Annotated in this window: 22 protein-coding genes, 1 tRNA gene and 1 pseudogene; 13 read left to right on the forward strand and 11 right to left on the reverse strand. The window is 62.3% G+C overall.

What is annotated here, in order from left to right; genetic code table 11:
• Window positions 1–3: 3 nt before the first annotated feature.
• From V1278_RS22160 to V1278_RS22170, 3 genes are all read right to left on the reverse strand, one after another.
• Window positions 4–915, reverse strand: coding sequence for a carbohydrate ABC transporter permease (locus V1278_RS22160; RefSeq protein WP_334362711.1), 912 nt, complete (start codon window positions 913–915; stop codon window positions 4–6).
• On the reverse strand, window positions 915–1,850 hold the full coding sequence (locus V1278_RS22165; protein WP_334362710.1) for a carbohydrate ABC transporter permease: 936 nt from the start codon (window positions 1,848–1,850) through the stop codon (window positions 915–917). The genes V1278_RS22160 and V1278_RS22165 overlap by 1 nt, the downstream gene beginning before the upstream one ends.
• 112 nt (window positions 1,851–1,962) lie before the next feature.
• Entirely contained in the window at window positions 1,963–3,303 is a 1,341-nt protein-coding gene (locus tag V1278_RS22170) for an ABC transporter substrate-binding protein (RefSeq protein ID WP_334382192.1), read from the reverse strand.
• Between the two features lie 456 nt (window positions 3,304–3,759).
• On the opposite strand from V1278_RS22170, the gene V1278_RS22175 reads away from it, so the two are divergent.
• Complete coding sequence (locus V1278_RS22175; protein WP_334382193.1) at window positions 3,760–4,527, forward strand: Spy/CpxP family protein refolding chaperone; 768 nt, start codon at window positions 3,760–3,762, stop codon at window positions 4,525–4,527.
• Between the two features lie 294 nt (window positions 4,528–4,821).
• Here V1278_RS22175 and V1278_RS22180 read toward each other — a convergent pair whose 3' ends face one another.
• Together V1278_RS22180 and V1278_RS22185 are read right to left on the reverse strand one after the other, a co-directional pair.
• Window positions 4,822–5,223 carry a VOC family protein gene (locus V1278_RS22180; RefSeq protein WP_028346045.1) on the reverse strand — a complete coding sequence of 134 codons (402 nt, stop codon included), beginning with the start codon at window positions 5,221–5,223 and terminating at the stop codon, window positions 4,822–4,824.
• 11 nt (window positions 5,224–5,234) lie between these two features.
• Window positions 5,235–6,431, reverse strand: a complete 1,197-nt coding sequence (locus V1278_RS22185; RefSeq protein ID WP_334382194.1) for an acyl-CoA dehydrogenase family protein — start codon at window positions 6,429–6,431, stop codon at window positions 5,235–5,237.
• A 248-nt stretch (window positions 6,432–6,679) separates the two neighbouring features.
• On the opposite strand from V1278_RS22185, the gene V1278_RS22190 reads away from it, so the two are divergent.
• Entirely contained in the window at window positions 6,680–6,970 is a 291-nt protein-coding gene (locus V1278_RS22190; protein WP_334382195.1) for a PilZ domain-containing protein, read from the forward strand.
• Between the two features lie 5 nt (window positions 6,971–6,975).
• On the opposite strand, the gene V1278_RS22195 is transcribed toward V1278_RS22190, so the two are convergent.
• Window positions 6,976–7,944: a Bug family tripartite tricarboxylate transporter substrate binding protein gene (locus tag V1278_RS22195; RefSeq protein ID WP_334382196.1), complete on the reverse strand. Its 969-nt coding sequence runs from the start codon at window positions 7,942–7,944 to the stop codon at window positions 6,976–6,978.
• Between the two features lie 85 nt (window positions 7,945–8,029).
• Window positions 8,030–8,665 carry a DsbA family protein gene (locus V1278_RS22200; RefSeq protein WP_334362702.1) on the reverse strand — a complete coding sequence of 212 codons (636 nt, stop codon included), beginning with the start codon at window positions 8,663–8,665 and terminating at the stop codon, window positions 8,030–8,032.
• Window positions 8,666–8,913: 248 nt separating this feature from the next.
• Here V1278_RS22200 and V1278_RS22205 point away from each other — a divergent pair, with 248 nt between their 5' ends.
• From V1278_RS22205 to V1278_RS22230, 6 genes are all read left to right on the forward strand, one after another.
• Window positions 8,914–10,176, forward strand: coding sequence for an aminotransferase class III-fold pyridoxal phosphate-dependent enzyme (locus V1278_RS22205; RefSeq protein WP_334382197.1), 1,263 nt, complete (start codon window positions 8,914–8,916; stop codon window positions 10,174–10,176).
• A 393-nt stretch (window positions 10,177–10,569) separates the two neighbouring features.
• Complete coding sequence (locus tag V1278_RS22210; RefSeq protein ID WP_334382198.1) at window positions 10,570–11,553, forward strand: zinc-dependent alcohol dehydrogenase family protein; 984 nt, start codon at window positions 10,570–10,572, stop codon at window positions 11,551–11,553.
• Window positions 11,554–11,555: 2 nt separating this feature from the next.
• Window positions 11,556–13,121 (forward strand): bifunctional aminoglycoside phosphotransferase/ATP-binding protein, encoded by a 1,566-nt coding sequence (locus V1278_RS22215; RefSeq protein WP_334382199.1) that lies wholly within the window; start codon window positions 11,556–11,558, stop codon window positions 13,119–13,121.
• Between the two features lie 2 nt (window positions 13,122–13,123).
• Window positions 13,124–14,014: a CHAD domain-containing protein gene (locus V1278_RS22220; RefSeq protein WP_334384228.1), complete on the forward strand. Its 891-nt coding sequence runs from the start codon at window positions 13,124–13,126 to the stop codon at window positions 14,012–14,014.
• A 265-nt stretch (window positions 14,015–14,279) separates the two neighbouring features.
• Window positions 14,280–14,648, forward strand: coding sequence for a hypothetical protein (locus tag V1278_RS22225; RefSeq protein ID WP_334382200.1), 369 nt, complete (start codon window positions 14,280–14,282; stop codon window positions 14,646–14,648).
• 165 nt (window positions 14,649–14,813) lie between these two features.
• Window positions 14,814–17,507 carry a bifunctional acetate--CoA ligase family protein/GNAT family N-acetyltransferase gene (locus tag V1278_RS22230; RefSeq protein ID WP_334382201.1) on the forward strand — a complete coding sequence of 898 codons (2,694 nt, stop codon included), beginning with the start codon at window positions 14,814–14,816 and terminating at the stop codon, window positions 17,505–17,507.
• A gap of 61 nt (window positions 17,508–17,568) precedes the next feature.
• Here V1278_RS22230 and V1278_RS22235 read toward each other — a convergent pair whose 3' ends face one another.
• A complete protein-coding gene (locus V1278_RS22235; RefSeq protein ID WP_334382202.1) occupies window positions 17,569–17,880 on the reverse strand; it encodes a universal stress protein in 312 nt (103 codons plus the stop codon).
• A gap of 4 nt (window positions 17,881–17,884) precedes the next feature.
• The gene (locus tag V1278_RS22240; protein WP_334382203.1) at window positions 17,885–18,172 is read right to left on the reverse strand and encodes a hypothetical protein; all 288 of its coding nucleotides are present in this window, start codon (window positions 18,170–18,172) and stop codon (window positions 17,885–17,887) included.
• A 139-nt stretch (window positions 18,173–18,311) separates the two neighbouring features.
• Here V1278_RS22240 and V1278_RS22245 point away from each other — a divergent pair.
• The 3 genes and pseudogenes from V1278_RS22245 to V1278_RS22255 all read left to right on the forward strand — a co-directional run.
• A pseudogene (locus tag V1278_RS22245) lies at window positions 18,312–18,684 on the forward strand (HAD family hydrolase); the annotation flags it as partial.
• Window positions 18,684–18,869, forward strand: coding sequence for a cbb3-type cytochrome oxidase assembly protein CcoS (gene ccoS, locus V1278_RS22250; RefSeq protein ID WP_334382204.1), 186 nt, complete (start codon window positions 18,684–18,686; stop codon window positions 18,867–18,869). The pseudogene V1278_RS22245 and the gene ccoS, both read left to right, overlap by 1 nt.
• A gap of 183 nt (window positions 18,870–19,052) precedes the next feature.
• Window positions 19,053–19,298 (forward strand): DUF2934 domain-containing protein, encoded by a 246-nt coding sequence (locus tag V1278_RS22255; protein ID WP_334382205.1) that lies wholly within the window; start codon window positions 19,053–19,055, stop codon window positions 19,296–19,298.
• Between the two features lie 201 nt (window positions 19,299–19,499).
• On the opposite strand, the gene V1278_RS22260 is transcribed toward V1278_RS22255, so the two are convergent.
• Window positions 19,500–19,589: transfer RNA gene (locus tag V1278_RS22260), tRNA-Ser, on the reverse strand.
• A gap of 939 nt (window positions 19,590–20,528) precedes the next feature.
• Between V1278_RS22260 and V1278_RS22265 the strand changes: the two genes are divergently transcribed.
• Window positions 20,529–21,452 carry a septal ring lytic transglycosylase RlpA family protein gene (locus V1278_RS22265; RefSeq protein ID WP_334382206.1) on the forward strand — a complete coding sequence of 308 codons (924 nt, stop codon included), beginning with the start codon at window positions 20,529–20,531 and terminating at the stop codon, window positions 21,450–21,452.
• A 74-nt stretch (window positions 21,453–21,526) separates the two neighbouring features.
• On the opposite strand, the gene V1278_RS22270 is transcribed toward V1278_RS22265, so the two are convergent.
• Window positions 21,527–22,471: an alpha/beta fold hydrolase gene (locus V1278_RS22270; protein WP_334382207.1), complete on the reverse strand. Its 945-nt coding sequence runs from the start codon at window positions 22,469–22,471 to the stop codon at window positions 21,527–21,529.
• Between the two features lie 165 nt (window positions 22,472–22,636).
• On the opposite strand from V1278_RS22270, the gene V1278_RS22275 reads away from it, so the two are divergent.
• Entirely contained in the window at window positions 22,637–23,899 is a 1,263-nt protein-coding gene (locus tag V1278_RS22275) for a D-alanyl-D-alanine carboxypeptidase family protein (RefSeq protein WP_334382208.1), read from the forward strand.
• Window positions 23,900–23,901 lie beyond the last annotated feature (2 nt).

Consider the following 23,901-nt stretch of genomic DNA (forward strand, 5'->3'; position numbering starts at 1 on the left):
AGATCAACCCTTTGTCGCACCGGCGGTCAGGCCGGCAATGTAATAGTCCATCAGGAACGCGTAGATGATGAGCGGCGGCGCTGCGCCGAGCAAGGCGCCGGTCATGATCTGCCCCCAGTTGAACACGTCACCCTTGATCAGCGTGGTGATGATCCCGACCGGCATCACGAGTTGATCGGTCGACGTCGTGAACACCAGCGGATAGAGGAATTGCGCCCAGGAGACTGTGAAAGCGAAGATGGTCGCCGCGATGATGCCGGGAAAGGCAACCGGAATGAATATCCGCGTCAGCGTCTGGATCCATGAGGCGCCGTCGATGACGGCCGCTTCATCCAGCTCCTTCGGGATCGAGGCGAAGTAGCCAATCATGATCCACGTGCAGAACGGCACCGTGAGCGTCGGATAGAGAATGAGCAGCACGTACCATCTGTTGATGAGCTGGATGCCGGTCCAGTCGCCGATCACCGCGAACATCTTGAAAAGCGGAATGAAGAGCAGTGTCTCGGGAATGAGATAGGTCAGGAACACGCCCGTCGCGAGCGTTGCCGAACCCCAGAACCGCATTCGCGCCAGGGCGAAAGCCGCCGGCACCGATATCAGCATGGTGATGGTGACGACGAAGATGGAGACGATCGCCGAGTTCCAGAAGAAGCGCAGGAACTGGTTCGATGTGAGCAGCGAGATGTAATTGTCCAGCGTAGGATGGAACACCCACCACGGATTTGTCGCCGCCGAAATCTCCGCGCTGCTCTTCAATGACGTGATGAGCATGTAGATCGGCGGCGTCAGTGAGAAGATCGCGAAGATCACCAGGAAGAAATACGACCAGCGCAGCGCCCAGGCCCGGTCGCGGCTCATGCTGCCATACTTGACCTTGCGGGTCGGCGCGGCCTTGTCGATTGTTGCCGTGGTCATCAGGCTTCGTTCCCGCGTTTGTTGATGTCGCGCAGGATGAAAATCGCTGCGATCGCCAGGATCGGCACCATGAAGAGGGAGACGCTGGCGCCCAGCGGTATATCGCTGCCCTCGATTCCGATGCGGAACGCCCACGTCGCGAAGATATGGGTGTGATCGAGCGGGCCGCCCGCGGTCAGGATGCGTACGATGTCAAAATTGGCGAACGTCACGATCAGCGAGAACAGCGTCGTAATCGCGATGATATTTCGCATCATCGGCAGCGTCACGTACCAGATGCGTTGCCACCAATTGGCGCCATCGATGGCGGCGGCCTCGTAAAGCTGTTCCGGCACGGATTTCAGCGCCGCCAGGTACATGATCATAAAGAACGGCGCACCGACCCAGATGTTGACGAGAATGACCGAGAAGCGCGCCCACATGGCATCGCCGGTCCATGGGATCGGCCCGATGCCGAAGAAGGAGAGCGTATAGTTGAACGCACTGTAGGAGGGATCGAACAGCCACAGCCAGGCGAGCGTGCTCATCGCCGGCGGAATCACCCACGGCACCAGCAGCATGCCGCGCCATTTGCGCTGGCCCTTGGCCGGTATGTTGTGAACGAAATGCGCAATGATAAAGCCCAGCAGCGCTTTGAAGACGACGGCCGTGATCGCGAAGATGCAGGACTGCTTGACGACGAGCCAGAACGTCTCGCGCCTGAACAGGAATTCGAAATTGCTGAGCGCGACGAAGCGCTGCATCGACTTGTTCAAGGTCGCCAAGTGCAGCGCATAGAAGGCCGGATAGATCACGAGGGTCGCGATCAGGAGGATCAGCGGCAGCGTCATCAGGAACGCCACTGTCGATTTGCGCCTGAGCATTTTGTGCAGGCTCGAGCGCTTGCGCGCGGCTTGTGCGGCGCCCCGGTTCGGCTGCAATGCGACGTCAGCCATGGTGTGCTTTCATCCCTGATACGTTTCTGTCGGCTTTGCCGGGCCTACGATTGAAGGCGGATAGGGAAATGGCGGCCTGCGATCAGGCAGGCCGCCAGGGTATCCCCGTCCGTCAGCTCCGCATGAAGCCTTCGCACTCACCTTCGGCCCAGGCGAGCACCTTTTCCATCGCTTCACCCTGATGATAGCGCAGGCACATCTTGGTCAGGGTCGCCTGCGTGTAGATCTGCTGTGCGATCTTCGGTGGGGCCGGTGCCGCGGCGATCGAAAGGGTCTGATGGTTGTGCGGGTTCGGATAGTGGTAGAGCGTGCCCTTTGGCGGCCCTTCCTCCTGCCAGACCTTCAGCGTGGTTAGTTTTTCGTAGCAGGGCAGATCGTAGCCTCCGCTCGCTACGCACATCTTCTCGATCGCATCCGGTTGCGAAAGCGCCCTGAGCACGCTCTTGGCCGCTTCCTTGTTCTTGGAGAACGACCAGGTGCCCCAGAAGTAGGAGAGGTACGGCGCGTAGCGGCCCTTCGGTCCGGCCGGGAAGCCATGAGTCCAGCACTGCTCGGCCACCTGCGGTGCGTCGCGCTTGGCGACCGCCCAGGCGCTCGGCGGGTTCATGACCATGGCGCCCCTGCCGGAGACCAGCCATTTGTTGTTGGAGGAGTCATCCCAGGCGCCGGCGTCCGGCGGCAGGAAGGAGATCAGCTTCTTGTAGAATTCCAGTGCCTGGCGTACCGCATCGGTCTTGACGGTGACGTTACCCTTCTCATCGACGAGGGCTGCACCGAACGACTGGAAGATTGCTCCCGCTGTATCGACGTTGTCGCTGGTCTCGCCAAGTCCGATGCCGAACGGAACGCCGCCTTTCTGGCAAGCCTCCGCGGCCTTGAGGAAGGTGTCCAGGGTCCAGCTATCGGCCTTCGGCGGGGCACCGGCAGGATACAGTGCTTGCACGTCGATGCCGGCATGCTGCTTCATCAGATCGATGCGGGAACAGGGCCCCTTGATCTGGCTGCCGACGCTCGCGGGCACGGCGAGCCATTTGCCTTTGGACTGGCCGAGATATTTCACGGTACCGTTAGGTTCGCCGTTCTGCTTGATGAGGCCTTCCATGACGTCGTTCATGGGTTCCAGCAACTCGGCCTGCGCATGCGGCCACCAGGTCGGCATGGCGAGAATGTCGTGGCCGGATTTCGCCTGTGCTTCGGCTGCGATGGTGAGCAGGTTCTTGTTGCCCTGGCTCGGGATGTAGTCGATCTGAACCTCGACCTTCTCCTTCTCCTTCCAGGCATTGACGATATCTGTCGAGGCCTTGTTGGCGCCGGGAACCCAGTGGTCCCAGAAACCGATCGAGAGCTTACCGGCGGCGTGGGCGCCGCGCACATAGGGCGCGGTGATGAGCGCTGCGGATGATAGCGCTGTCGCAGCAACGAATTGTCGGCGAGAAAGCTTCCTGCGTGACATAGCGTTTCCTCTTTGCTGAGCCAGATTTTGCTTCTTATTATTCTTCTCCGTCTGGAGGAGAGAGCCGCTTCGAGGCGGCCGCCAGCGGAGATTTTGTAATCGGATCAGACCAGAATTGTTTGCATCTGTCGAGAAAACACAGCGGCCGCCGTCATTGAACTAACGTTGCGTGGAAATTCCGGGCCGCGGGAGCGACGATGTCGTGTCGTCGGCATCGTCAATAATCGACGACGATATTGCGCCGCACACTCTGCGCTCGAGCGGGTGCGCAATTGCGCCGCAGTCGATCGAACGCGCATGTAACGCCTTGCCCGGAAGCTGTTTCCTGCCGGGAACCGTCCGGCGCAGCGGTGGACGAGTTTGGGGCGGAAACGATAGTTTAGGCAAAGAGGGATTCTCGCGCGCCTTGGCGATTGCGCGTGGCAAATTTCTCGATCGGACCATGGAGACCCGACAATGATACGTCCTCAGCAGCTTGCGCCGACGCCGTCGCGTTGGTGTTTTGTACTTCGCGCCATAGCCGTGCTGGCTCTTGGCACATGTGCGACCGCGAACGCGCAAGGGCTGGTGCAGGGCGTGCAACAAGGGGCGCGCGAAGGCAACAAGGCTGCCGGCCCGGTCGGTGGCGTGCTGGGCGGCGCGATCGGCGGCGTCGTCGGCGTGGTCACCGGTGTCACCGGCGTCCTGACCGGGGGCAACAATAACAACAAGGGCGGACAGGCACCGGCGGCGAAGGATTCCAAACAAGGCGAGGCTTCCAAGCAGGGCGATACCGCGAAGCCTTCGAAGGGGTCCAAAGCGACGAAGACCGCAAAGCAGCAACAACCGCAGCAGCCGGCCGTCCTCACCCAGGCCGGCGCGCCGCAACTGACCGCCGAACAGATCGTCGCCAACAGTGATGCCAATATCGAGCGGATCAAGAAGGAGCTAAATCTCACGCCCGAGCAGGAGAAGCATTGGGCTGCGTTCAACAGTGCGATGCACTATCTCGGCCATAACGGTGCCGACCGGCTCAATCTCCGCGTCGCGCGCGCCAAACGCGATCCTCCCGACGACATCATCGAGCAGATGCGCAACGAGGCTCAATTTCTCAATGATCGCGCCGTCGATCAGCGCAACGTGGCCGATGCCGCCGAGCCGCTATTTGCCACCCTGGACGACAAGCAAAAGGCTGTCTTCATTCAGGAAATGGTCAACCTGAGCCACGAGCGCGGGCTCGACTAAAGCGGGTTGGTCGGACGAATAGCCGGGCACGCGTGCCCTGGGGTAGGTTGAAAGGCGCGGCACCCGGCTATTCTGCCGCAGCGGCGCGGCTCCTCCAATCTCATTGCAATGATGAAGAAAACCGGACCAACTCGCGCCTTAGTCGTGGCTGACTTGCGGCGTTGTCGGGAACTTCAGTCTTTCATCGGTAGTGTTGCACCCCAACATCACGTGCGGCCTTGGCGCTGCTGTGTCCTGCTCGTCTGATAGGCACGGCTCAGCCAGTCGAGCCCGGACCCAGGCGGGGCGCAGGCCTTAGGTTTTCGGAAAGTTCAGCTCCACGCCGACGCCATCGGGATCGTAGAGAAAGAACTGGATGTCGCCGGTGCGCGGCACGACGCTCTCGCGGAATTTGACGCCTTTCGACTGCAGCCGCTTGCGCATGCCCTCAACGTCGGTGGCGGCAAAGGCGATATGGTCAAGCCGGCCGGTATCCTCATACTTCTTCTCGGTACCACGGACGACGATGCCCTCACGCGGCTTGCGCGTGCCCATCAGATGCACCGTGGCCGTGCCGCCGGAATAGAGCCAATAGCCGGGGAAATCGAGCGGCGGGCGATCGCCGTTTTCCAGCCCGAGCACATCGCAATAGAAATCCTTGGTGCGCTCAAGATCGGCGGGCTCGATGGTGTAATGCTGCAATCCGCCAAGTCCCATGGTCGCTCTCCCTAAACAAAGCTAAGGTCCGTATCGACGCCCATCATCCAGGCGCCGACGGTTTCAAAATGCCTGAGCTGGCCTTGCAACTGCTGGGTCACAGTATGGATGTCGCGGAACCGCCGCTCCAGCGGATGGTCTTCGAAGATCGCGGTCGCGCCAGCGGCGTTGTAGGCAAAGTCGACCGCCTCGCGCGCCTTGTGGATGGCATGGGTCGAGGCCATGCGGATGTTCATGCGCTGCGCGACCGTGATGGTGGCGCCCGCGGTGAGATCCTTCCAGGTGTCGGCCATCGATTGCAACACGTAGCCCCGCGCGGCGCGGAGATTAACTTCCGCCTGGGCGAGGTTGCACTGGACCACGGCATTATCCCGCAACGAGATCCTCGCGCCACGCGGCACCTTGTTACGCATCGTATCGACGAAGTTGTCGAGGGCGGTGCGGGCGATGCCGCAGGCGACACCGGCAAAGCCGACCTGATAGCAGGTGTGGTTGCTCATGCGGTAGAGCGGGCCGCGCTCGCGGCATTCCCGGTCGAACTCACGCGTAATCGAATGGTCGGCGCGTACGAAAAAGTCGTTGAGCGCGAACTGGTCGCTGGCGGTACCGCGCAGGCCCACGGTGTTCCAGATGTCGGTCCACTCGACGTCTTCGGCGCGTACCAGCATGGTGCGCTCGAGCGGGGCTCCATTGGCGTCGTATCTGGGCGAACCGTCGGCCGCATAGATCGGGCAATGCGCGCCGAGCCAGGTCGCGTGCCGGCCGCCGGATGCAAAGGACCAGACGCCGGTTACCCGGTAGCCGCCGTCGCATTCGACCGCGCGAACCCTGGGGCCGGGGCCCCACGCTAGTACGGCGCGCGGATCGCCAAAGATCGCCTGCGCCACCGGCAGGTCGAGATAGGCCGCCGACATCGCGCAACCGCCGGCCTGGCTGAGACACCAGGCGGTGGAAGCATCGGCCTTGGCAATGGTTTCGATGACGTGGAAGAAAGTCACCGGATCGGTTTCGATCCCGTTGGTCGAGCGGGGCAGCAACAGACGGAATGATTGCGCGTCGTGCAGCTTGTCGAGCAGCGTGGGCGGCAGCCGCCGCGCGGCCTCGATGTCGTCGGAAGCGGCTGCGACATCAGAACGTATGGCCTCGGCCCGGGCGATCACTGCCTGGTCGCCCGCAAGATCGGCAGAGTCTGCGATCGGTGTATTCAAGGCCAGCCTGCCGGTTCGTCGCGTTCGCGTGCCAGTGACCAGTAGATAGTGATCAGTAGATTAAGGCTATCGCGCCATCGCCACGATCGGCAAGTCCATGGCGACGCGGAGCACGCCTGCGCGTAGGCGATGGGGATTTCGTGCCGCTTTGCACAATGAGGTCCGTACGGCGAACACGTCCGATTTGTTTAAGGTTTTGCGCTAGCCTAACAGTTTGACCGGAATCGATCCGGGATGGGACAGACGGGATGGAAGAGCGACGAAAGTTTCCGCGCACGGAGATCGAGGAGCCTGCCTATGTTTCGTCGGGTGGCTCCGTGATGCGCTGCGTGGTGCGGAACATCTCGCGCGAGGGCGCTGCGATCGATGTCGACAATCCGGCCTTCGTCCCGCAGCACTTTCGCCTGGTGATGGCAAAGGATCCGTCGATCGTGCACGAGTGCCGGGTCGCATGGATCCAGAACAATCGTATCGGCTTGACCTTCATCAGGATGGTGGACGCGGTTACGGATCGGCCGACGTCGAACGGGACGCGCTGAGCACACTACTCGATCCGCAGCTTTGCATCGCGTACCACCTTGCCCCACTTATCCATCTCCAGCCTGATGCGCGCGCCGAACTGATCTGGCGTATTCGCGATCGCCTTGAAGCCGAGCGTCGTGAGGCGTTGCGTCACGTCCGGCTGTGCGACAATCCTGGCAATCTCACGGTGAAGCAAATCGACGATTTCTTTCGGCGTCCCTGCGGGGGCGACGATCCCGGTGAGTGTGTCGGCCTCCTGATCCTTGATGCCCTGTTCGGCGAAGGTTGGTACGTCAGGCAGGCCTGCGGCCCGCTCGGTCGAAGCCACAGCAAGCGCGCGCAATTGTCCGCTCTGCACCGCCGAGAGAGCAGGCGGCAGCGCGGTAAAGGCGATCGGCGTGTGCCCCCCGATGGTCGCCTGAATAGCCGGGGCAGCGCCCGTGAACGGGACGTGGACCAGGTCAAGCTTGAAAGCCAACCGAAACAGCTCGCCACCCAGATGCGGCGTCGATCCGACGCCGGGGCCGGCAAAGCTGTATTTGCCGGGCTTGTCCCTGACGAGCTGCACCAGTTCCGGCAACGTTTTGGCCGGCACCTGCGGGTTGACCACGACGACATTCGGCGAAACCGCGACCAACGTTACCGGCGCGAAATCCTTGACCGGATCGTATGGCACCTTGGCATAGAGGCTGGGATTGACGACAAATCCGGTGCTGACCACCATGATGGTGTAGCCGTCCGGCGTCACGCGCGCGACCTGGCCGGCTGCCGTGTTGCCGCCGGCGCCGCCGATGTTCTCGACGAAGAATTGCTGGCCGAGATGGTCGGTGAGCTTCTGCGCCACGATACGGGCGATGGCATCGGTCGGTCCGCCCGCTGGGAAGCCGACCACGACGCGCACCGGCTTGCTTGGATAGTTTTGCGCCGACGACGCCAGGACACCGGATAGCAACCACGCGGTTGCCAACAAGACCCGCAAAGCCGTGGCCATGGCGCTCTCCCCAATATGTTTGTTGGGACCATCATCGGCGAGGCCGCGACGCCGGACAAGGGGTTATTGCGACGGCCGGCGAGCGTTACTTCATCAGCAGCGGCTTGAGCCGTTCTTCCAGCTCCTCGAACGACATCGAGCCCTGCAGCCGCACGCCGTTGAGGAAGAAAGTCGGCGTCGAGGTAACCTTCAACTCGCTATAAGCGTATTGTTGGTCGGCGGTAAGCTTGTCGAATTGCGCCTGATCCTGCTCGCAGGTCTCGACTTCCTGCTCGCTCATTCCATGCAATTTGCCGACGTAGATCAGCGTATCCTTGGTCTGCGCCATCAGGCGTTCCTGCAGCTTGAACAGGGTCTCGACTGCGCTGAGGTATCTTTCGGAATCGCCCTTGCCGGCGCAGCGCGCCAGTATCGAGGCTGCGGCAGCTTTGATGTCGAGTGGAAATTCGCGGAACACGAAGCGTACCTTGCCGGTGTCGATGTATTTCGAACGCAGCATCGGAAGCACATTTTGGCTGAACGCCGCGCAATGCGGGCAACTCATCGAAGAATATTCGGTGATGGTCACCGGCGCCTTGGCAGCCCCAATGGCGATTTCGGGGAGGGATCCCGGTTTGGCGACGTTGGCGGCAATCGCGCTTTGCGCCGTCGCGGAGCCCGCGAAGGCGAGCGACGCGAATGCAACGAGCGCGAGGACGGCGATGGGACGATAGTCGTTCAACGTGGCTCCGAACCGAATTTGGCAAGCGACCGTGCGACGGGAGTGCGTCTTTTATTGGCTTAGCGAGCCAAAAGCCACCCGATCAGATTGATTGCGCACCGGGAACCGTCGCCATTTGCGACCGCGCCGTGCCAAAGGGATGTTGTCGCCTGTCTTGACCGATGGTTTGATGCAAGTGTGACGCCTGCGCCGCCCACCCACGCGGCCGGGGCCTCATTCCGCTCAGCGAACTACAACAAGAGAACGTCATGACCGAGCACACGGCGCTGTTGGGCGAAACGCACACAGCGGACGCCATGTTGCGGGCGCGGGCCAAGCGGGTCGTTCCCGGCGGCATGTGGGGCCACTTGAATGCCGCGCGGCTCCCGGAAGGCTATCCGCAGTTCTTCGCGTCCGCGGAGGGCTGTCGCGTGCGCGACGTCGACGGGCGCGAATACATCGACTTCATGTGCAGTTGGGGGCCCATCCTGCTCGGCCACCGGCATTCCGAAGTTCAGGCGGCGGCTGAAGCGCAGGCCGCCAAAGGCGACTGCTTGAACGGCCCGGGCGAGGTCATGGTGGAGCTTGCCGAGGATCTCGTCGCCAAGCTGCCGCATGCCGATTGGGCGATGTTTCAGAAGAACGGCGGCGATGCGACCACGTGCTGCGTGACGATCGCCCGTGCCGGCACCGGACGCCGCAAGGTGCTGGTTGCGCGTGGCAGCTATCACGGCGCGCTGCCATGGTGCTCGCCGAGCGTTGCCGGCGTGACCGCCGAGGATCGCGCGCATCTGGTACACTTCGAGTACAACGACGTGCAGAGCCTGCGTGCGGCGGTCGAAGAAGCGGGCAAGGATCTCGCTGCAGTCCTGGTGACGGCTTTCCGCCACGACATGGGGCGCGATCTCGAACTGCCGACAAAGGAATTCGCGGCAGCCGCGCGTGCGGCATGCGACGCGGCCGACGCCGCTTTGATCATCGACGAAGTGCGGGCCGGCCTGCGTCTCGATATCAGGGGGACCTGGGAAGCGTTCGGCGTGCGTCCGGACCTGTGTGCCTGGAGCAAGGCGATCGCCAACGGCTACGCGCTGGCCGCCGTTACCGGCAACGACCGCTTCCGCGAAGCCGCCACCAAGGTATTCGTTACCGGGTCGTTCTGGTGCGGCACGGTGGCGATGGCGGCAGCGCGAACGACGCTGCGGATCGCGCGCGAGACGGATGTGCCCGGGCATATTCGTGCGATGGGCATGAAGCTGCGCGAGGGATTGGCATCGTTGGCGAACGAGCACGGCATCGCGATCCGCCAAAGCGGCCCGCCACAAATGCCGCTGATGCTGTTCGAGGCTGATCCGGAAGTACGCAAGGGTAGGACGTTCTGCTCAGTCGCGCTCCGCCACGGCGCGTTCTTTCATCCCCAGCACAACATGTTCCTGTCCTCGGCGCATCGCGCATCCGATATCGACGAGGCGCTGCAGGCAGCCTCGCACGGCTTCAAGGCCGTGCGAGAATTGGAGGCGAGATCCAATCGATAGATCGATTGGCGGGCATCAATAAAAATGCCCCGCAACGCGGCCTTTACGACCGGCGATGGCAGGGCAGTCTTAGGAGAAAACGGCGAGAGCGCGCGCGGGTAAGTCGTTGCTTTCGCGGGAGGCGCCGGCGTACCCAGCCCGCCCTTGTCATGTCGGCGTCTTCGAGCGATTCCAGATATGGTCCGATCGTGACGGAGCGAGTCACTATAAATGGGCGCGCATGTGGCGATCTCCTGTTCCATGTGCTCAAGAAATGGCAAAACGCCGTGGCTGGTGCTGCGCTGCCGACGTAGCCATGTTAGGAAAAGTTCGGGTGGGTTCGATTGACGGACTCAGGAATGACCCGCTCGTCGCGGATAGAGCGCACATGTTTGCGTGAGGATAGCGGACGAAATGCACGCCATGGTCCTGCAAGCGCCCGGCGCGTTACTGCGGCTTGAGCCGCGCGAGGACCCGGTGCCCGGGGCCGACGAAGTACGTATCAAGGTTGGCGCGTGCGGCGTGTGCCGGACCGACCTGCATGTCGTCGATGGAGAACTGCCTGATATTGCCTACCCGATCGTTCCCGGCCACGAGGTGGTCGGTCGGGTGGAAGCTCTTGGTCCCGCTGTGACGTCTCTAAGGATCGGCGAAAGGGTCGGCGTTCCCTGGCTCGGTCATACCTGCGGCGACTGTCCCTATTGCCGGAGCGGCCGTGAGAACCTTTGCGACCACCCGCGCTTCACCGGCTACACGCGCGACGGCGGATTTGCCACGCATCTCGTCGCGGACGCGCGCTATTGCTTCCCACTCGGCGAGGCCGACGACGATGTCGCTGTCGCTCCCTTGCTGTGTGCGGGCCTGATCGGCTGGCGCTCGCTGGTGATGGCGGGCGATGGAAAACATCTCGGTATTTTCGGCTTTGGTGCAGCCGGCCACATCATCGCGCAGGTGGCCCGCTGGCAGGGGCGTTCGGTCTACGCGTTCACTCGTGCGGGCGACGTCGTGGCGCAGCGCCTTGCACTATCGCTCGGCGCAGCTTGGGCCGGCGGGTCAGAGGAGCAGCCTCCGGTGCCGCTCGACGCAGCTATCATCTACGCGCCGGTCGGCTCCCTGGTGCCGCTGGCATTGCAAGCGGTGCGCAAAGGCGGGCGCGTGGTCTGCGCCGGCATTCACATGTCGGACATTCCCTCGTTCCCTTACCGCATGCTCTGGGAGGAGCGGCGGCTGCTTTCGGTTGCCAACCTGACGCGGGGCGACGGGATCGAGTTCTTCAAGGTCGCGGCGCAGGCTGGCATCAAGACGCACACCAGCGTGTTTCCGTTGCAGGAAGCGAATGAAGTCCTCTCCAAACTGCGCGCCGGGCAGATCACGGGCGCCGCTGTGCTGCAGCCATGACTATGCGACCACCCCCAGATGCTGCCGCAGCCGATGCTGACAATCAGCAACACGTGCTCGATTTCCTCGATCGCTCCAGTTTCGGTGCAGCCGGGGGCGGCAAGCGGATCGATACCCATGCCTCCATGGTTTTTCTAGGAGCTGATCGGGTATTGAAGATCAAGCGTGCCGTGCGGTTACCATTCCTCGATTATTCGACATTAGAGAAGCGCAAGAACGCCTGCGAGGAGGAACTGAAGGTCAACGCCGGCAACGCTCCCGAGCTCTACCGAGGCGTTGTTCCCATCACGCGTAACTCCGATGGCGCCTTCGAAATCGGCGGCTCGGGCACCGTGGTCGAATGGGCGGTCGAAATGACACGGTTCGACGAGACGCAGTCGCTCGACCGTATCGCTGCTTCGAAGACGATCGATCCGTCGCTTGCGACCGCCGTGGCCGATGCGGTTCTGCGGTCCCACGACAGGGCATCGCGCCACGGCGGCGAAAGCTGGCTTGCCTCCATTCTACCCATCATCGACCGCAATACCGCAAAGTTTGAAACCGTGCACGGACTTGATTCCGTTGCGATCGATCAACTCGATGCCGCCAGCCGCGCCTCTGCGACGACATTGCAGCCGCTGCTCAGACAGCGCGCCGAGCAAGGGTTCGTGCGCCGTTGCCACGGCGACCTGCATCTGGCGAATATTACATTGGTCGACGGCCGGCCGCTGCTGTTCGATGCCATTGAGTTCGATCCCGTCATTGCCACGACGGACATTCTCTACGATCTCGCGTTTACGCTTATGGATATGATCCACTTCAATCAGGGGGCAGCGGCAAACGCAGTGTTCAATCGCTACGTTACCGCAGCCGCGGATGAAGACTTCGATGGGCTACGCCTGCTGCCGCTGTTCTTGTCGATGCGGGCAGCGATCCGCGCGCATGTGCTGTTCGTGAAGAGCGAACATGCCGGAGAGAGCGACGCAGTGCGGCAGGAGGCCAAGCGCTACTTCGATCTGGCCGGACGCCTCATTGCGCCCAAGCCGCCGTTGCTGGTGGCAATCGGCGGGTTGTCGGGGACAGGAAAATCGGTGCTTGCACGCGGACTCGCGGGTCTGATCGAGCCGCCACCCGGCGCGCTCATCGTGCGCTCGGATGTCGTCCGCAAGCGCCTGTTCGGTACCAGCGAAACCACCGCTCTGCCGGAATCTGCCTATCGACCCGCAACGACGGAGCGAGTGTATGAAGCGCTTTCGAGCGCTGCGCTGCGCGTGCTCGCCCAGGGCTGTTCCGTGGTGCTCGATGCCGCCTATCTGCAGGAGGCGGAACGGAAGGAAATCGAGAATCTCGCGGGCACGCACAATGCGCGGTTCGTCGGCCTTTTTCTGACGACCGATCTCGCGACGCGGCTGGCGCGGATCGAGCAGCGCAGGGATGATGCGTCCGATGCGACACGAAGCGTCGCCCTGAAGCAGGAGACTTTCGCGCTCGGCGCGGTACAATGGCATATGATCGATGCCTCTGGGACGCCGGAACAGTCGCTGCGCAACGCCCGGGCGGTCCTGCCTTTGGTGCCGGACGAGCCTTGACGATGCGCGGCCGCCCAACCAGTACATCCGGCCTGCACAACACCTCCGCGGTGAGTCTCGACTGTGCAACCGCATTCCAGACGATTGCGCTCGACTGCATCGCTTCTATCAAGGCCCAGCACAGCAGCGCATGCGCCGGCGATGCCGAGGCGGTGCATCAGATCCGCGTCGCGATTACACGGTTGCGCGCCGCTGTGGCGTTCTTCGCGCCGATCGTGGTCGATGCGGAATGGCTGCGTCTAAAAAAAGAAATCGCCTGGCTGAATGGTTCGCTCGGCGCCGCACGCGACAGCGACGTCCTGGTCGAATATGCACGCCGCAAGCGTTACCGCGGTTGGGCAGAGCACATCATCAAGCAGGCCGATCAGTGCCAGACGCGGGATCACCGCCGCCTGGTTCGCTGTCTGCGCACCGTTCGGACGCGCCGCCTGATCTCGGCAATCGCTGAGTGGACCAGACAGGGAGAGTGGCTGGCGCGGTGCAAGCGGAATGAGACGGAGGCTTTGCAAGCCTATTGCGCGCGCGAACTCAACCGTTGGCACGAACGGTTGATCCGCAAGGGACGCCACCTGAAGGCGCTGGGTGAATCGCGCCGTCACCGGCTGCGGATCAGGGTCAAACGCTTCCGCTACATGCTGGAAGCGCTCACGGAAACCGTCGCGCTGCAGAGCCGCGGCGAATTGCATCACCTCCATCGGCCGGCAAAGCGAATGCAACGCGCATTGGGCGACCTCCGCGATCTCAGGCGTTTCGCCGGCCTTCCCAGCCGATCGCCGCAGGCCGAAAGCGGTAAACGAAGCAAGGTGCCGCCGGGCTATCGCCATCGAAGGAAAGTGCTGCTCGACGCCGCCATCGCGTCTTATCGTGAACTGAAACAGGCCCGAGCCTGCTGACGTCATCGTTCGCAGCGCTCCCGTCGGACATTGTCACGCGCAGTGCGTTCGACTGCATGACCGTGCCGGTGCTGATGTCGTACTGATCCCTGGGCGGCAGGGATGCGACCTTTCGTCTCCGTGAGTTCCTTGTCTCATCTCCTTGCGGCGGTGCTGCGGACGCAATAACGCCAGTTTGATGGACCTCAATGTTCGATCCGAATCCGGTCAGTATCGCTATCCGGTCAGCACCGTTTCGGCGGAAATTCAGAAATCGGAGATTGTCATGTCAGAGCTGTCTGAGCGGGCCGCTTCCGGTTCCTTTCCTGCGGCCGCAAATGCTGAAGTGGAAGCCACCAAACTGAACCAGGGCGCGCTGGAGTTCATGCTCGGTGTCCAGAAGATGATGCTCGAGGAATGGGTGTTTCTCGGCGACGAGATGCTGGAGCGGACACGGACCGAGATGCACTTGTACACGGAGTTCGTCGCGAAGATGGCGAGCGCGCATTCGGTGCGGGACCTCAGGACGATGTGCCAGGAATGCGGCCAGCATCAGCTCGACTTCTTCCGCCGCGATTCCGAACGGCTGTTCAGGCATGCCGAGCGGATGATTGCGGCCACGTCGAATTTGATCAGCGGACGCTCGTTGAACTGATTGGCCAGTAGCATGCACCTGAAATCGCCCCTGCCGACGGCGCGCCGAGTGCGATTTGTTATGGCGCGTGAACAGTTCCAGGCCAACTTGTCGCGCAAACGTAACATTGCGCTGCACATCTTTCCAGGCTCACAGTAGGCCGCGACCTGCCGGTACTGGAAAACGATGTCCACCTATCGTCTGAAAAATTTGCTTTCGCCGCATTCCGTCGCATTGGTAGGGGCTAGCCCGCGCCACGGCTCGGTAGGCCGTGCCATTCTCAACAATATTCGCAAGGCCCAGTTCAAGGGCGAATTCGGCCTCGTCAATCTGCGCTATCACGAGATCGATGGCGTCGCGACCGCAGACAGCATCGCAAAACTGTCTTTTGCGCCGGAACTCGTTGTCCTCACGGCGCCTGCCCATACCATCGCCGGCCTGATAGATGAGGCGGGTCGGCGCGGCGCGGCCGGCGCCGTCATTGTCAGTGCTGGGCTCGGCCACGGTCCGGGCTCGCTCGCGGAAGCAGCGGAGCGCGCAGCGCAAGAATACGGCATGCGGTTGATCGGCCCGAATTGCCTTGGCATCATGATGCCGGGCGTCAGTCTCAATGCGAGCTTTTCCGCACATATGCCGGCCGCGGGCCATTTAGCGCTCATCTCGCAGTCCGGCGCCATTGCCGCCGGCATGGTGGATTGGGCGGCACAGCGGGCCGTCGGATTTTCCGGCATTGTTTCGATCGGTGACCAGCTCGATGTCGATATCGCCGATCTGCTCGATTACTTCGCGCTGGATGAAAAGACCCACGCCATCCTGCTGTACATCGAGGCGATCAAGGATGCCCGCAAGTTCATGTCGGCCGCCCGGGCAGCCGCCAGAATAAAACCGGTCGTGGTCGTCAAGTCAGGCCGCATGGCGCAAGGCGCGCGGGCCGCAGCAACCCATACCGGAGCGCTCGCCGGCGCTGATGCCGTCTATGACGCTGCGTTTCAACGCGCCGGCATCCTGCGCGTATCGAATCTACGCGAATTGTTCGACTGCGCCGAGACGCTCGGCCGGGTCAAATCGCCGCCGGGAAAGCGGCTTGCGATTCTGACCAATGGCGGCGGCATCGGCGTGCTGGCGGTTGATCGGCTGGTCGAACTCGGCGGTATTCCTGCGGCTCTCTCGCCGGCGATCCGCGAGAAGCTGGACGCGGTTTTGCCGCCGACATGGTCGAAATCGAACCCGGTCGATATCGTCGGCGATGCCGATCCCGCGCGCTATGCCGCAGCGCTCGAAGCGTTGCTGGCCGATCCCGAAAACGATGCCGTGCTGGTGATGAACGTGCAGACGGCGATTGCGCGCGCCGACGAAATCGCTGTGGCCGTGACCGACGCGGTGCAGAAATATCGCGCCGGGCAGCGCACGGCGCCGAAGCCCGTTCTCGCAGTCTGGGTCGGCGCGGAGCCATCGATTGGCGATCTCTTGAGCGCGGCCGGCATTCCGAACCATCCGACCGAAGACGACGCCGTGCGCGGTTTCATGCATCTGGTCCGCCATCGCGAGGTGGTGGAGGCGCTGGCGCAGGTTCCGCCCGCCATGCCGAGCGAATTCGCTCCCGATATCAATGCAGCGCGGCAGATCGTTGCTGCGGCGCTGGCCGACGGCCGTTCATGGCTCGATCCGATCGAGGTCAAGCGGCTCCTTGACGCCTACGATATCGCGGCCGTGCCTACCTTTGCCGCCGCCGATGCCGACGAGGCGGTCACGCATGCGAATGCGATCTTTGCGCAGGGGGCGACCGTCGTGCTCAAGATCATGTCGCGCGACATCGTCCACAAATCCGATGTCGGCGGCGTGGTACTCAATCTCACCAGCGCCGATGCGGTGCGCAAGGCGACCAGCGAGATTCTCGCGCGGGCAAGATCGCTGCGGCCGGAGGCGCGAATATCGGGCGTGATGGTGCAGGCGATGGTGGTGCGCGCGAAGGCGCGCGAGCTCATTCTCGGCCTCGCCGACGATCCGACCTTTGGTACTGTTGTCGTGTTCGGCCGTGGCGGAACGGCAGTCGAGATCATCAATGACAAGGCGCTGGCGCTGCCGCCGCTCGACCTGCAACTGGCGCGCAGCCTGATCGAACGTACCCGTGTCTCGCGGCTATTGCGCGCCTATCGCGACGTGCCGGCGGTGAAGCAGGACGCAGTCGCAATGGTTCTGGTCAAGCTGGCGCAGATGGCCGCCGACATACCCGATATCCGTGGGCTCGACATCAATCCGCTGCTGGCGGATGAGGCGGGCGTGCTGGCGGTCGATGCGCGGGTTGTGATCGGGCGCGTGGAACGAAAATTTCGTGGCTCGGGCCCGGCGAATTTTGCCGTGCGGCCATATCCCTCGCAATGGCAGCGTCACATCGAGGTCAAGGACGGCTGGCGGGTGTTCGTCCGTCCGATCCGGCCTGAGGACGAGCCAGCGATCCACGAGATGTTGAAACACGTCACGATGCAGGATCTGCGGCTCCGGTTCTTTGCACCGATGAAGGAATTTTCCCATGAATTCATCGCCCGCCTGACCCAGCTCGACTACGCCCGGGCGATGGCCTTTGTCGCCTTCGACGAGGCGACCAACGAACTGGTCGGGGTGGTCAGGATCCATTCGGACTCGATCTATGAGAGCGGCGAATACGCGATCCTGCTCCGATCCGATCTCAAGGGCAGGGGGCTCGGCTGGACCCTGATGCAGATGATCATCGAATATGCAAAGTCCGAAGGATTGAGGGCGATTTCCGGCGACGTGCTGACCGAAAACACGGTGATGCTGGCGATGTGCCGCAGCCTCGGCTTCGAGGTGAAGTCGGACCCCCAGGAGCACGATATCTGCAACGTCAGGCTCGCGCTTTAGCCCTTTTTTGAGCGCATGCGCCTTCGTGACGCTGCCGCACGACGACAATGGCGGCTGGCCGTCAGTGCGAAAACAGGATCGGGAGCGGCGGCCTCGACAGCAGGCTCTTGGTGGCGCCGCCGAGGATGAATTCGCGCCATCGCGAATATCCATAAGCGCCCATCACGGGAACGTCGACCCGATGTGATGCCGTATAGGCTTCGAGCACCTCGCCGATCGGCTGGTCGTTGGCGTCGACCTTGTCGAGCACGACGTCGATGCCGTGTCGCGCCAGGTTTTTTGCCAGCGCTGCGGCGGAATGCTTGCTATCCAGCTTCTTCTCGTTGGTGACGGTAACGATCCGCACCTCACTCGCCTTTTCGAGCATCGGCATCGCATCAGAAATCGCCCGGGCCGCAGCACGACTGAAATCCCAGGCGATTGCGACCGTCCCCAGTTCGAACGGACGGGCCCGCGGGCAGGACGAGAGTAGGACGGCCCGATCCGAATATCACGGCTTCTGCGTACCACTGATCGTAGCTTTCCGGCACCGGCACAATGGTGAGGTCGCGAAGCCGCGCGTAATCCACGAGGAGATCCGGGACAGCGAAGGTCGGGCATTTCTCGAGAATGTTTTCGTGCGGAATGCCGGTCTTGTTTGCGGCGACATCGAATGCGGCCAGCATGTCCCTGGCGCTCTTCCGGCTCTTTTCCATTTCGCCCGCAATGATCCCGGGAATATTGGCGGTCGATCCGGAAAGGAAGTGCCCGGGCACTTCCACATGCACCTCGCAAGCTAGCGCCGAAAGGTAGATCCTGTGCCGGGATCCCGAGGCATCCATCGTAGCCTTCCGTCACGGCGAGACGCGGCACGTCTTCGCCATGCGCCAGCGCCTGCGCCCCGATGCGGCGGCCGCCATTGCCACGCTTCTTAAGACCGGGATCGAAGTCGAGATTCTGTCCGGCGATCGCGAGCCAGCCGTACGCCATGCGGCCGAACAGCTCGGTATCCATGGATGGCGCGCGGCCGTCACGCCGGCGGACAAGATTGCACGCAGGCTACAACCTATTTGCCGTGCCGCTCGCAATCGCAGGCCTCGCCACGCCGCTGGTCGCTGCCGCCGCCATGTCGGGTTCGTCGCTGCTGGTGATCTTGAATGCGCTGCGCGCGCATCGCGGCGCCAGGGAGTTTTGCTGATGGAAGTTTTGGTATTCCTCGTGCCGCTGGCACTCACGCTCGGCGCCATCGGCCTGATGGGTTTCCTCTGGTCACTCAAGAACGGCCAGTACGACGACCTCGAAGGGGCAGGCTGGCGCGCGATTGCTGATGACGAGCCGGGTGCGGAAGAGCCGGTGCCTTCGACCAGGACCGGATGCCGCTAGGCGCTATTCGATACCCGCTCTTCGGAAAGACGACTTCGCCCGCCCAAATATCTTGACGCGCTTCAAAGACACCTGCTGATCGCAATCCGACTAGGCAATCTAACCGGCAGGTAAGATTTCGTTAACCTTACGAGAGCAAGACTTTGCCTGCCGGGGCTGGGCGCATCATAAAAGGAGACTCCCATGCCAAATCTGGACGAGGCCATTCGCGAACGCGCCTACTACCTCTGGATCGCCGACGGTCAACCCGAGGGCCAGGCAGACAACTATTGGCTCAATGCTCAACGCGAAATTCTCGCGACATCGGTTGAAAGCTCAGGCAGCAACGCTCCCGCTGCAGCGCCCGCCGACACGGGATTAGTTGCGATGAAAACCGCTAAAAAGGCAAAAGTCGCCCGATCCGGAAAAAGCAAAACCCGCGCCGCATAATTCCATGCGAGCATCGTCACGCGGACCGTAACGACGACAGGAGGCAGACCGTGCCGAGGGGGGCAGGCCTGGTCGATTTCGCAAGGAGGGCTACGGCGGGCCTGCCCAGCCGTTGCCAACGATCGGTCAATGCCTCAACGGCGGGAGTCTTTGATTTCACTGTGGATTCGAAACAGGGAGGCACGAAGGGAAACAGGGTACTGGCGGAAGGGGTGGGATTCGAACCCACGGTACCCTTGCAGGCACGCCGGTTTTCAAGACCGGTGCCTTAAACCACTCGGCCACCCTTCCAGCTCTGGAATTTCAGTCGCTTAGCGTAGGGCTGGCTCGAACGCAATGCGAACATGGCCCCGATGTGCATCCCATCCCTTTATTTTGGAAGAAACCCAGCGGTGAGGGCGTTGCCTTTGGCTAGCCGCGTGCACGTTGCGTGGTGCATTTCATACGCGTCGGGAAATCATGGGTGGCGACATCGGCCGAAATGCGTTCGCCGGGCGGATGCTGATTCTGCCGGGATGACATCGTCCCGGTACCGTTGCCTGAATTGGTTCGGACGTTTGTTAACCGAACACAACGGCCAGCAGGCTGGAGCACAGCAGCACGAAGCTGGCAGTCGTCAGCACAAGAAATCCGTTGGAGACGATGTCGTGGTTGCGCATGAGACACCTACCACATCCGATGCTCGTCCGAATTTATTAGACCTTTTCCGAATCCCCGATCGGAACGACCGAGCCATTTCTCTCTGAAGCCCGGGCGGCTGACGCCGCCGGCCGTCAAAACTCACGCTCTGGAACGATAGCCTTCAAATGCATGGGCAAGAAAAATGCCTGCGCTCACCAGGCCCATCAACGCTGTTACTGTCTCGATCATCGCACAAATCCTTTGCGCCCCTGCGACGCACAGAACGACTGCATCGTTGCACAGTCAAAAAGATTCACGGGCTGGAATCGCATATCGGTCGTGAGTGATGATTTGGTGCAACAGATTGTCTGAAAGCGGCACAGGGAGGCCATGACGAAGGGCGCATACAGTGTGAATCGAAGCGTTTCGCCCAGTTCGACGGGCGGCGCGCGAAGCAACCATTCATTCACCACGTGGGACCACACCCCATTTCCGCCGTGTTCCGGTTGCGATATCTTCACCACGTGATGCGGAGGTGGGCCGCATCGTGGGGTAAGGCCGCAACGCTTCGACATAGGCAGTCGGCCGCTGGAAATGGTAGTTGGGGTGATGGGGATTCGACGGCCAACAACAATCGTTCTGGCAGTTCGTGGTACTGTTGCCGTGGCAACATGCCTCGTCCTTGCCAATTGCGCCTCGTCGGACAAATTCGCCAGGCGGATCGATCCCAAATACGGCGTCTCCTCGAGCCCCCGGGTGGTAGCGTTCGGAGAGGCTGTGCCGAAGGGCGGGGGAACTTACCGTATCGGCAAGCCCTACACCGTCGCGGGCCGGGTCTACGTGCCGGAAGAGGATCCGAACTATCGCGCCGAGGGAATGGCTTCCTGGTATGGCGACGATTTCCACGGCCGGTTGACCGCCAATGGCGAGGTTTTCGATATGACCTCATTGACGGCCGCCCATCCGACCCTGCCGATCCCGAGCTACGCCCGCGTCACCAATGTTCGGAACGGCAAGTCGCTGATCGTCCGGGTCAACGACCGTGGCCCTTACCACGGCAACCGCCTCATTGACGTCTCGAACAAGGCCGCCGAACTGCTTGATTTCAAAGCAAATGGCGTCGCTCGGGTGCGGGTTGAATATGTCGGCCGGGCCCCGCTTGAGGGTTCCGACGACCGCCAGCTCCTGGCGACGCTGCGGACCGGCGAGCCCGCGCCGTCCCCGGCGACGGTCCGGGTCGCCTCGGCTCGTCCGTTTGTTCCCGAGATGCCGTCGTCCGCCGGCCGAATCCGGGGCGAGGTGCCGATGCCGGAGGGACGGCCCTATAGCCTCGGCAATACCTCAGCGGACCATGCCTCGATCAACGCAACCTCGGAAATGTCGGCTTCCAGTCGCACGCGTGGCCGTGCCACGGAAAATCCGCGCGCCGTGTCCTACGAGAACGAGGCCAGCTATGTGGCACCACGCCAGGCTTACCTGCCGATCGATCCACGTGGCCCGAGCGAAGTCCTCAGCGGGCGAGGGCTGTACTAGATAGCGTTTCAAGCGAAGCATGCCCTCGGACATGATCCGTGGGTGGCGCCCGGTTCGCAACGGGCCAAATATAACTACTCCTTCAGGAAGGCGATCAGGGCGGCGTTGACCTCATCAGGCCGCTCCTGCTGAATCCAGTGACCGGCCCCGTCGAGTATGAGTTTTTGCCGCAAGTTCGGCAGCACCCGCTCCATCTCGTTGACCAGCTTGGCGCCGATCAGCCCGGTGATGACGCCATCCTTCGATCCCGCGATGAACAGCGACGGCTGGTGGATTTGCGCGCCCTGCCAGGGTGCGGTCAGTTCCCAATTGCGGTCGATATTGCGGTACCAATTCAGTCCGCCGCGAAAGCCGGACTCCTGGTAGACGGCCGCGAAATAGGCGAGGTCGGCCTCGGTCAGCCAGTCCGGCAATGGCCGATTCGGATCGGCGCCAGCGAGAAATCCCTTGCCCTCCTGAACAAATTGGTGGGCCGCCGGATCGGAGAACCCGCGCCCGGCCAGCACGATTCGCATGGTCGCTGCGACATCGCGCTCGAATTCGGCCTCTGCGACGCCCGGCGCCTGAAAATACTGCCAGTAGAAATTGGTGATGCCGTTGTTTCGCAAGGTCTCCAGCGGCAGGCCGCGTCCGCGGGAAGGGGGCGGAACACTGAGGCCCGCCACCTTGGTAAAGATATCGGGCCGGAACATCGCCGCGTGCCAGGCGACCGGCGCGCCCCAGTCATGGCCGACAATGACGGCCTGCTTTTCGCCAAGTGCCGCCACCAGCGCGACCATGTCGCCGACATTGTGGAAGATGGTGTAGGCGCCGACGTCCGCCGGCGCGCTGGTCCGGCCGAACCCGCGCATGTCGGGGGCTACGACGTGGAAACCGGCTTCCGCGATGGCTCCGACCTGGTGCCGCCAGGAGTAGGATAACTCGGGCCAGCCATGGCAGAGCAGCACCAGCGGCCCCTGGCCCTGTTCGAAGACAAAGAAGTCGAGCCCGCTGACGGAAATAGTGCGAGAGGTTGGCATCGCGTTTCCGCCCCGTTTTTCGTATCTTGTCCGGAAATTGCAGCATCGCAACGATACGTTTCTTCGTTCGGCACCGCAATCAGATCGACACGGCCACAAGTCCAAAAACCTGTGTTGTTTGCGATACTTCCAACTGTTAGAACGCACGGATTCAGGACATCGCCGATGGCAGCAGAGACTTCCGTTTCCCGTAAATCCGACACGGCGACCATCATCCCGTGGCGTGGCCTGATGGCCGCGGTCGTCGCGCTCTCGGTCGGCTGGGGCGGCATCGTGTATGCCGCCAACAACAGCGTGCAGGGCGCTCCGAAGAAGGACGACGGCGGCTTTGACGGCGATGCGCCGACCGCGATCCTGGTCGAGGCTTCCAGCGGCAGCGTGCTGTTCGAGAAGAACGCCGACGAATTGCGGGCGCCGTCCAGCATGATGAAGCTGATGACGGTCGAGGTTGTGTTCGACGCCATCAAGCAGGGCAAGGTCAAACCGACAGACGAATATCGGATCAGCGAAAACGCCTGGCGCAAGGGCGGCGCGCCGGCCGGCGGCTCGACCATGTTTGCCATTCTCAACAGCAAGGTGTCGGTGGACGACCTGCTGAAGGGCGCGATCATCCAGAGCGGCAACGATTCCTGCATTGCGCTTGCCGAAGGCATGGCCGGCAACGAGCGGATTTTTGCCGCCGACTTCATGACCAAACGGGCGCACGAACTCGGCCTGACGAAATCGACCTTCGGAAACTCCAGCGGGCTGCCGGACCCTGCCAACAAGATGACGGTTCGCGAACTAGCCAAACTCGCCCGCCACCTGATCCTGGCCTATCCCGACACGTACAAATTGTTCGGCGAGAGAGAATTCACCTGGAACAAGATCCGGCAGCAGAACCGCAATCCGCTGCTGAACACGCTAAATGGCGCCGACGGGCTGAAGACTGGCTACACCAAGGAGGGCGGCTACGGCATGGTCGGCTCGGCCGTGCAGAACGACACGAGGCTGATTGTTGCGATTAACGGACTGGAGGATCCCGACGACCGTGCCTCAGAGGCCAAGAAGATGCTGGAGTGGGGTTTTCGCAATTTCGAGACGCGCACGCTGTTCGCGGCCAACCAGCAGGTCGGCTACGCCAAGGTGTTTGGCGGCGAAAGCCGCTCGGTGAAGCTTGCCAGCCCCGAGCCGATCAAGGTGATGGTGCCGAAGAACGGCAGTGAGAAATTGATCGCGCGGATCGTTTACAAGGGCCCGGTCCAGGCGCCGATCCAATCCGGCCAGCCGGTCGGCGTCGTCAAGGTGTGGCGCGGCGCCAATATCGCCGTGGAGGCACCGGTCTATGCCGCTGAAGCGATCGGAACCGGTTCGACCGTGCGTCGCGCAATCGACGGGGTCAGCGAGCTCGTCATCGGCATGTTCCGCGCGGGCGCAGAGAAGCTCTGAGC

The organism is Bradyrhizobium sp. AZCC 1577 (assembly GCF_036924575.1).
Classification (GTDB): Bacteria; Pseudomonadota; Alphaproteobacteria; order Rhizobiales; family Xanthobacteraceae; genus Bradyrhizobium.

Excerpts from the sequence above, each read along its gene's own strand:
- V1278_RS22205 (WP_334382197.1), top strand. The coding sequence starts at position 8,914 with ATGACCGAGCACACGGCGCTGTTGGGCGAAACGCACACAGCGGACGCC.
- V1278_RS22225 (WP_334382200.1), top strand. The coding sequence starts at position 14,280 with ATGTCAGAGCTGTCTGAGCGGGCCGCTTCCGGTTCCTTTCCTGCGGCC.
- V1278_RS22195 (WP_334382196.1), bottom strand. The coding sequence starts at position 7,944 with ATGGCCACGGCTTTGCGGGTCTTGTTGGCAACCGCGTGGTTGCTATCC.
- V1278_RS22190 (WP_334382195.1), top strand. The coding sequence starts at position 6,680 with ATGGAAGAGCGACGAAAGTTTCCGCGCACGGAGATCGAGGAGCCTGCC.
- V1278_RS22235 (WP_334382202.1), bottom strand. The coding sequence starts at position 17,880 with ATGCCGATGCTCGAAAAGGCGAGTGAGGTGCGGATCGTTACCGTCACC.
- V1278_RS22270 (WP_334382207.1), bottom strand. The coding sequence starts at position 22,471 with ATGCCAACCTCTCGCACTATTTCCGTCAGCGGGCTCGACTTCTTTGTC.
- V1278_RS22220 (WP_334384228.1), top strand. The coding sequence starts at position 13,124 with ATGCGCGGCCGCCCAACCAGTACATCCGGCCTGCACAACACCTCCGCG.
- V1278_RS22160 (WP_334362711.1), bottom strand. The coding sequence starts at position 915 with ATGACCACGGCAACAATCGACAAGGCCGCGCCGACCCGCAAGGTCAAG.
- V1278_RS22215 (WP_334382199.1), top strand. The coding sequence starts at position 11,556 with ATGCGACCACCCCCAGATGCTGCCGCAGCCGATGCTGACAATCAGCAA.
- V1278_RS22175 (WP_334382193.1), top strand. The coding sequence starts at position 3,760 with ATGATACGTCCTCAGCAGCTTGCGCCGACGCCGTCGCGTTGGTGTTTT.
- V1278_RS22180 (WP_028346045.1), bottom strand. The coding sequence starts at position 5,223 with ATGGGACTTGGCGGATTGCAGCATTACACCATCGAGCCCGCCGATCTT.
- V1278_RS22275 (WP_334382208.1), top strand. The coding sequence starts at position 22,637 with ATGGCAGCAGAGACTTCCGTTTCCCGTAAATCCGACACGGCGACCATC.
- V1278_RS22240 (WP_334382203.1), bottom strand. The coding sequence starts at position 18,172 with ATGCTGGCCGCATTCGATGTCGCCGCAAACAAGACCGGCATTCCGCAC.
- V1278_RS22230 (WP_334382201.1), top strand. The coding sequence starts at position 14,814 with ATGTCCACCTATCGTCTGAAAAATTTGCTTTCGCCGCATTCCGTCGCA.
- V1278_RS22255 (WP_334382205.1), top strand. The coding sequence starts at position 19,053 with ATGCCAAATCTGGACGAGGCCATTCGCGAACGCGCCTACTACCTCTGG.
- V1278_RS22165 (WP_334362710.1), bottom strand. The coding sequence starts at position 1,850 with ATGGCTGACGTCGCATTGCAGCCGAACCGGGGCGCCGCACAAGCCGCG.
- V1278_RS22210 (WP_334382198.1), top strand. The coding sequence starts at position 10,570 with ATGCACGCCATGGTCCTGCAAGCGCCCGGCGCGTTACTGCGGCTTGAG.
- V1278_RS22265 (WP_334382206.1), top strand. The coding sequence starts at position 20,529 with ATGGGGATTCGACGGCCAACAACAATCGTTCTGGCAGTTCGTGGTACT.
- ccoS (WP_334382204.1), top strand. The coding sequence starts at position 18,684 with ATGGAAGTTTTGGTATTCCTCGTGCCGCTGGCACTCACGCTCGGCGCC.
- V1278_RS22170 (WP_334382192.1), bottom strand. The coding sequence starts at position 3,303 with ATGTCACGCAGGAAGCTTTCTCGCCGACAATTCGTTGCTGCGACAGCG.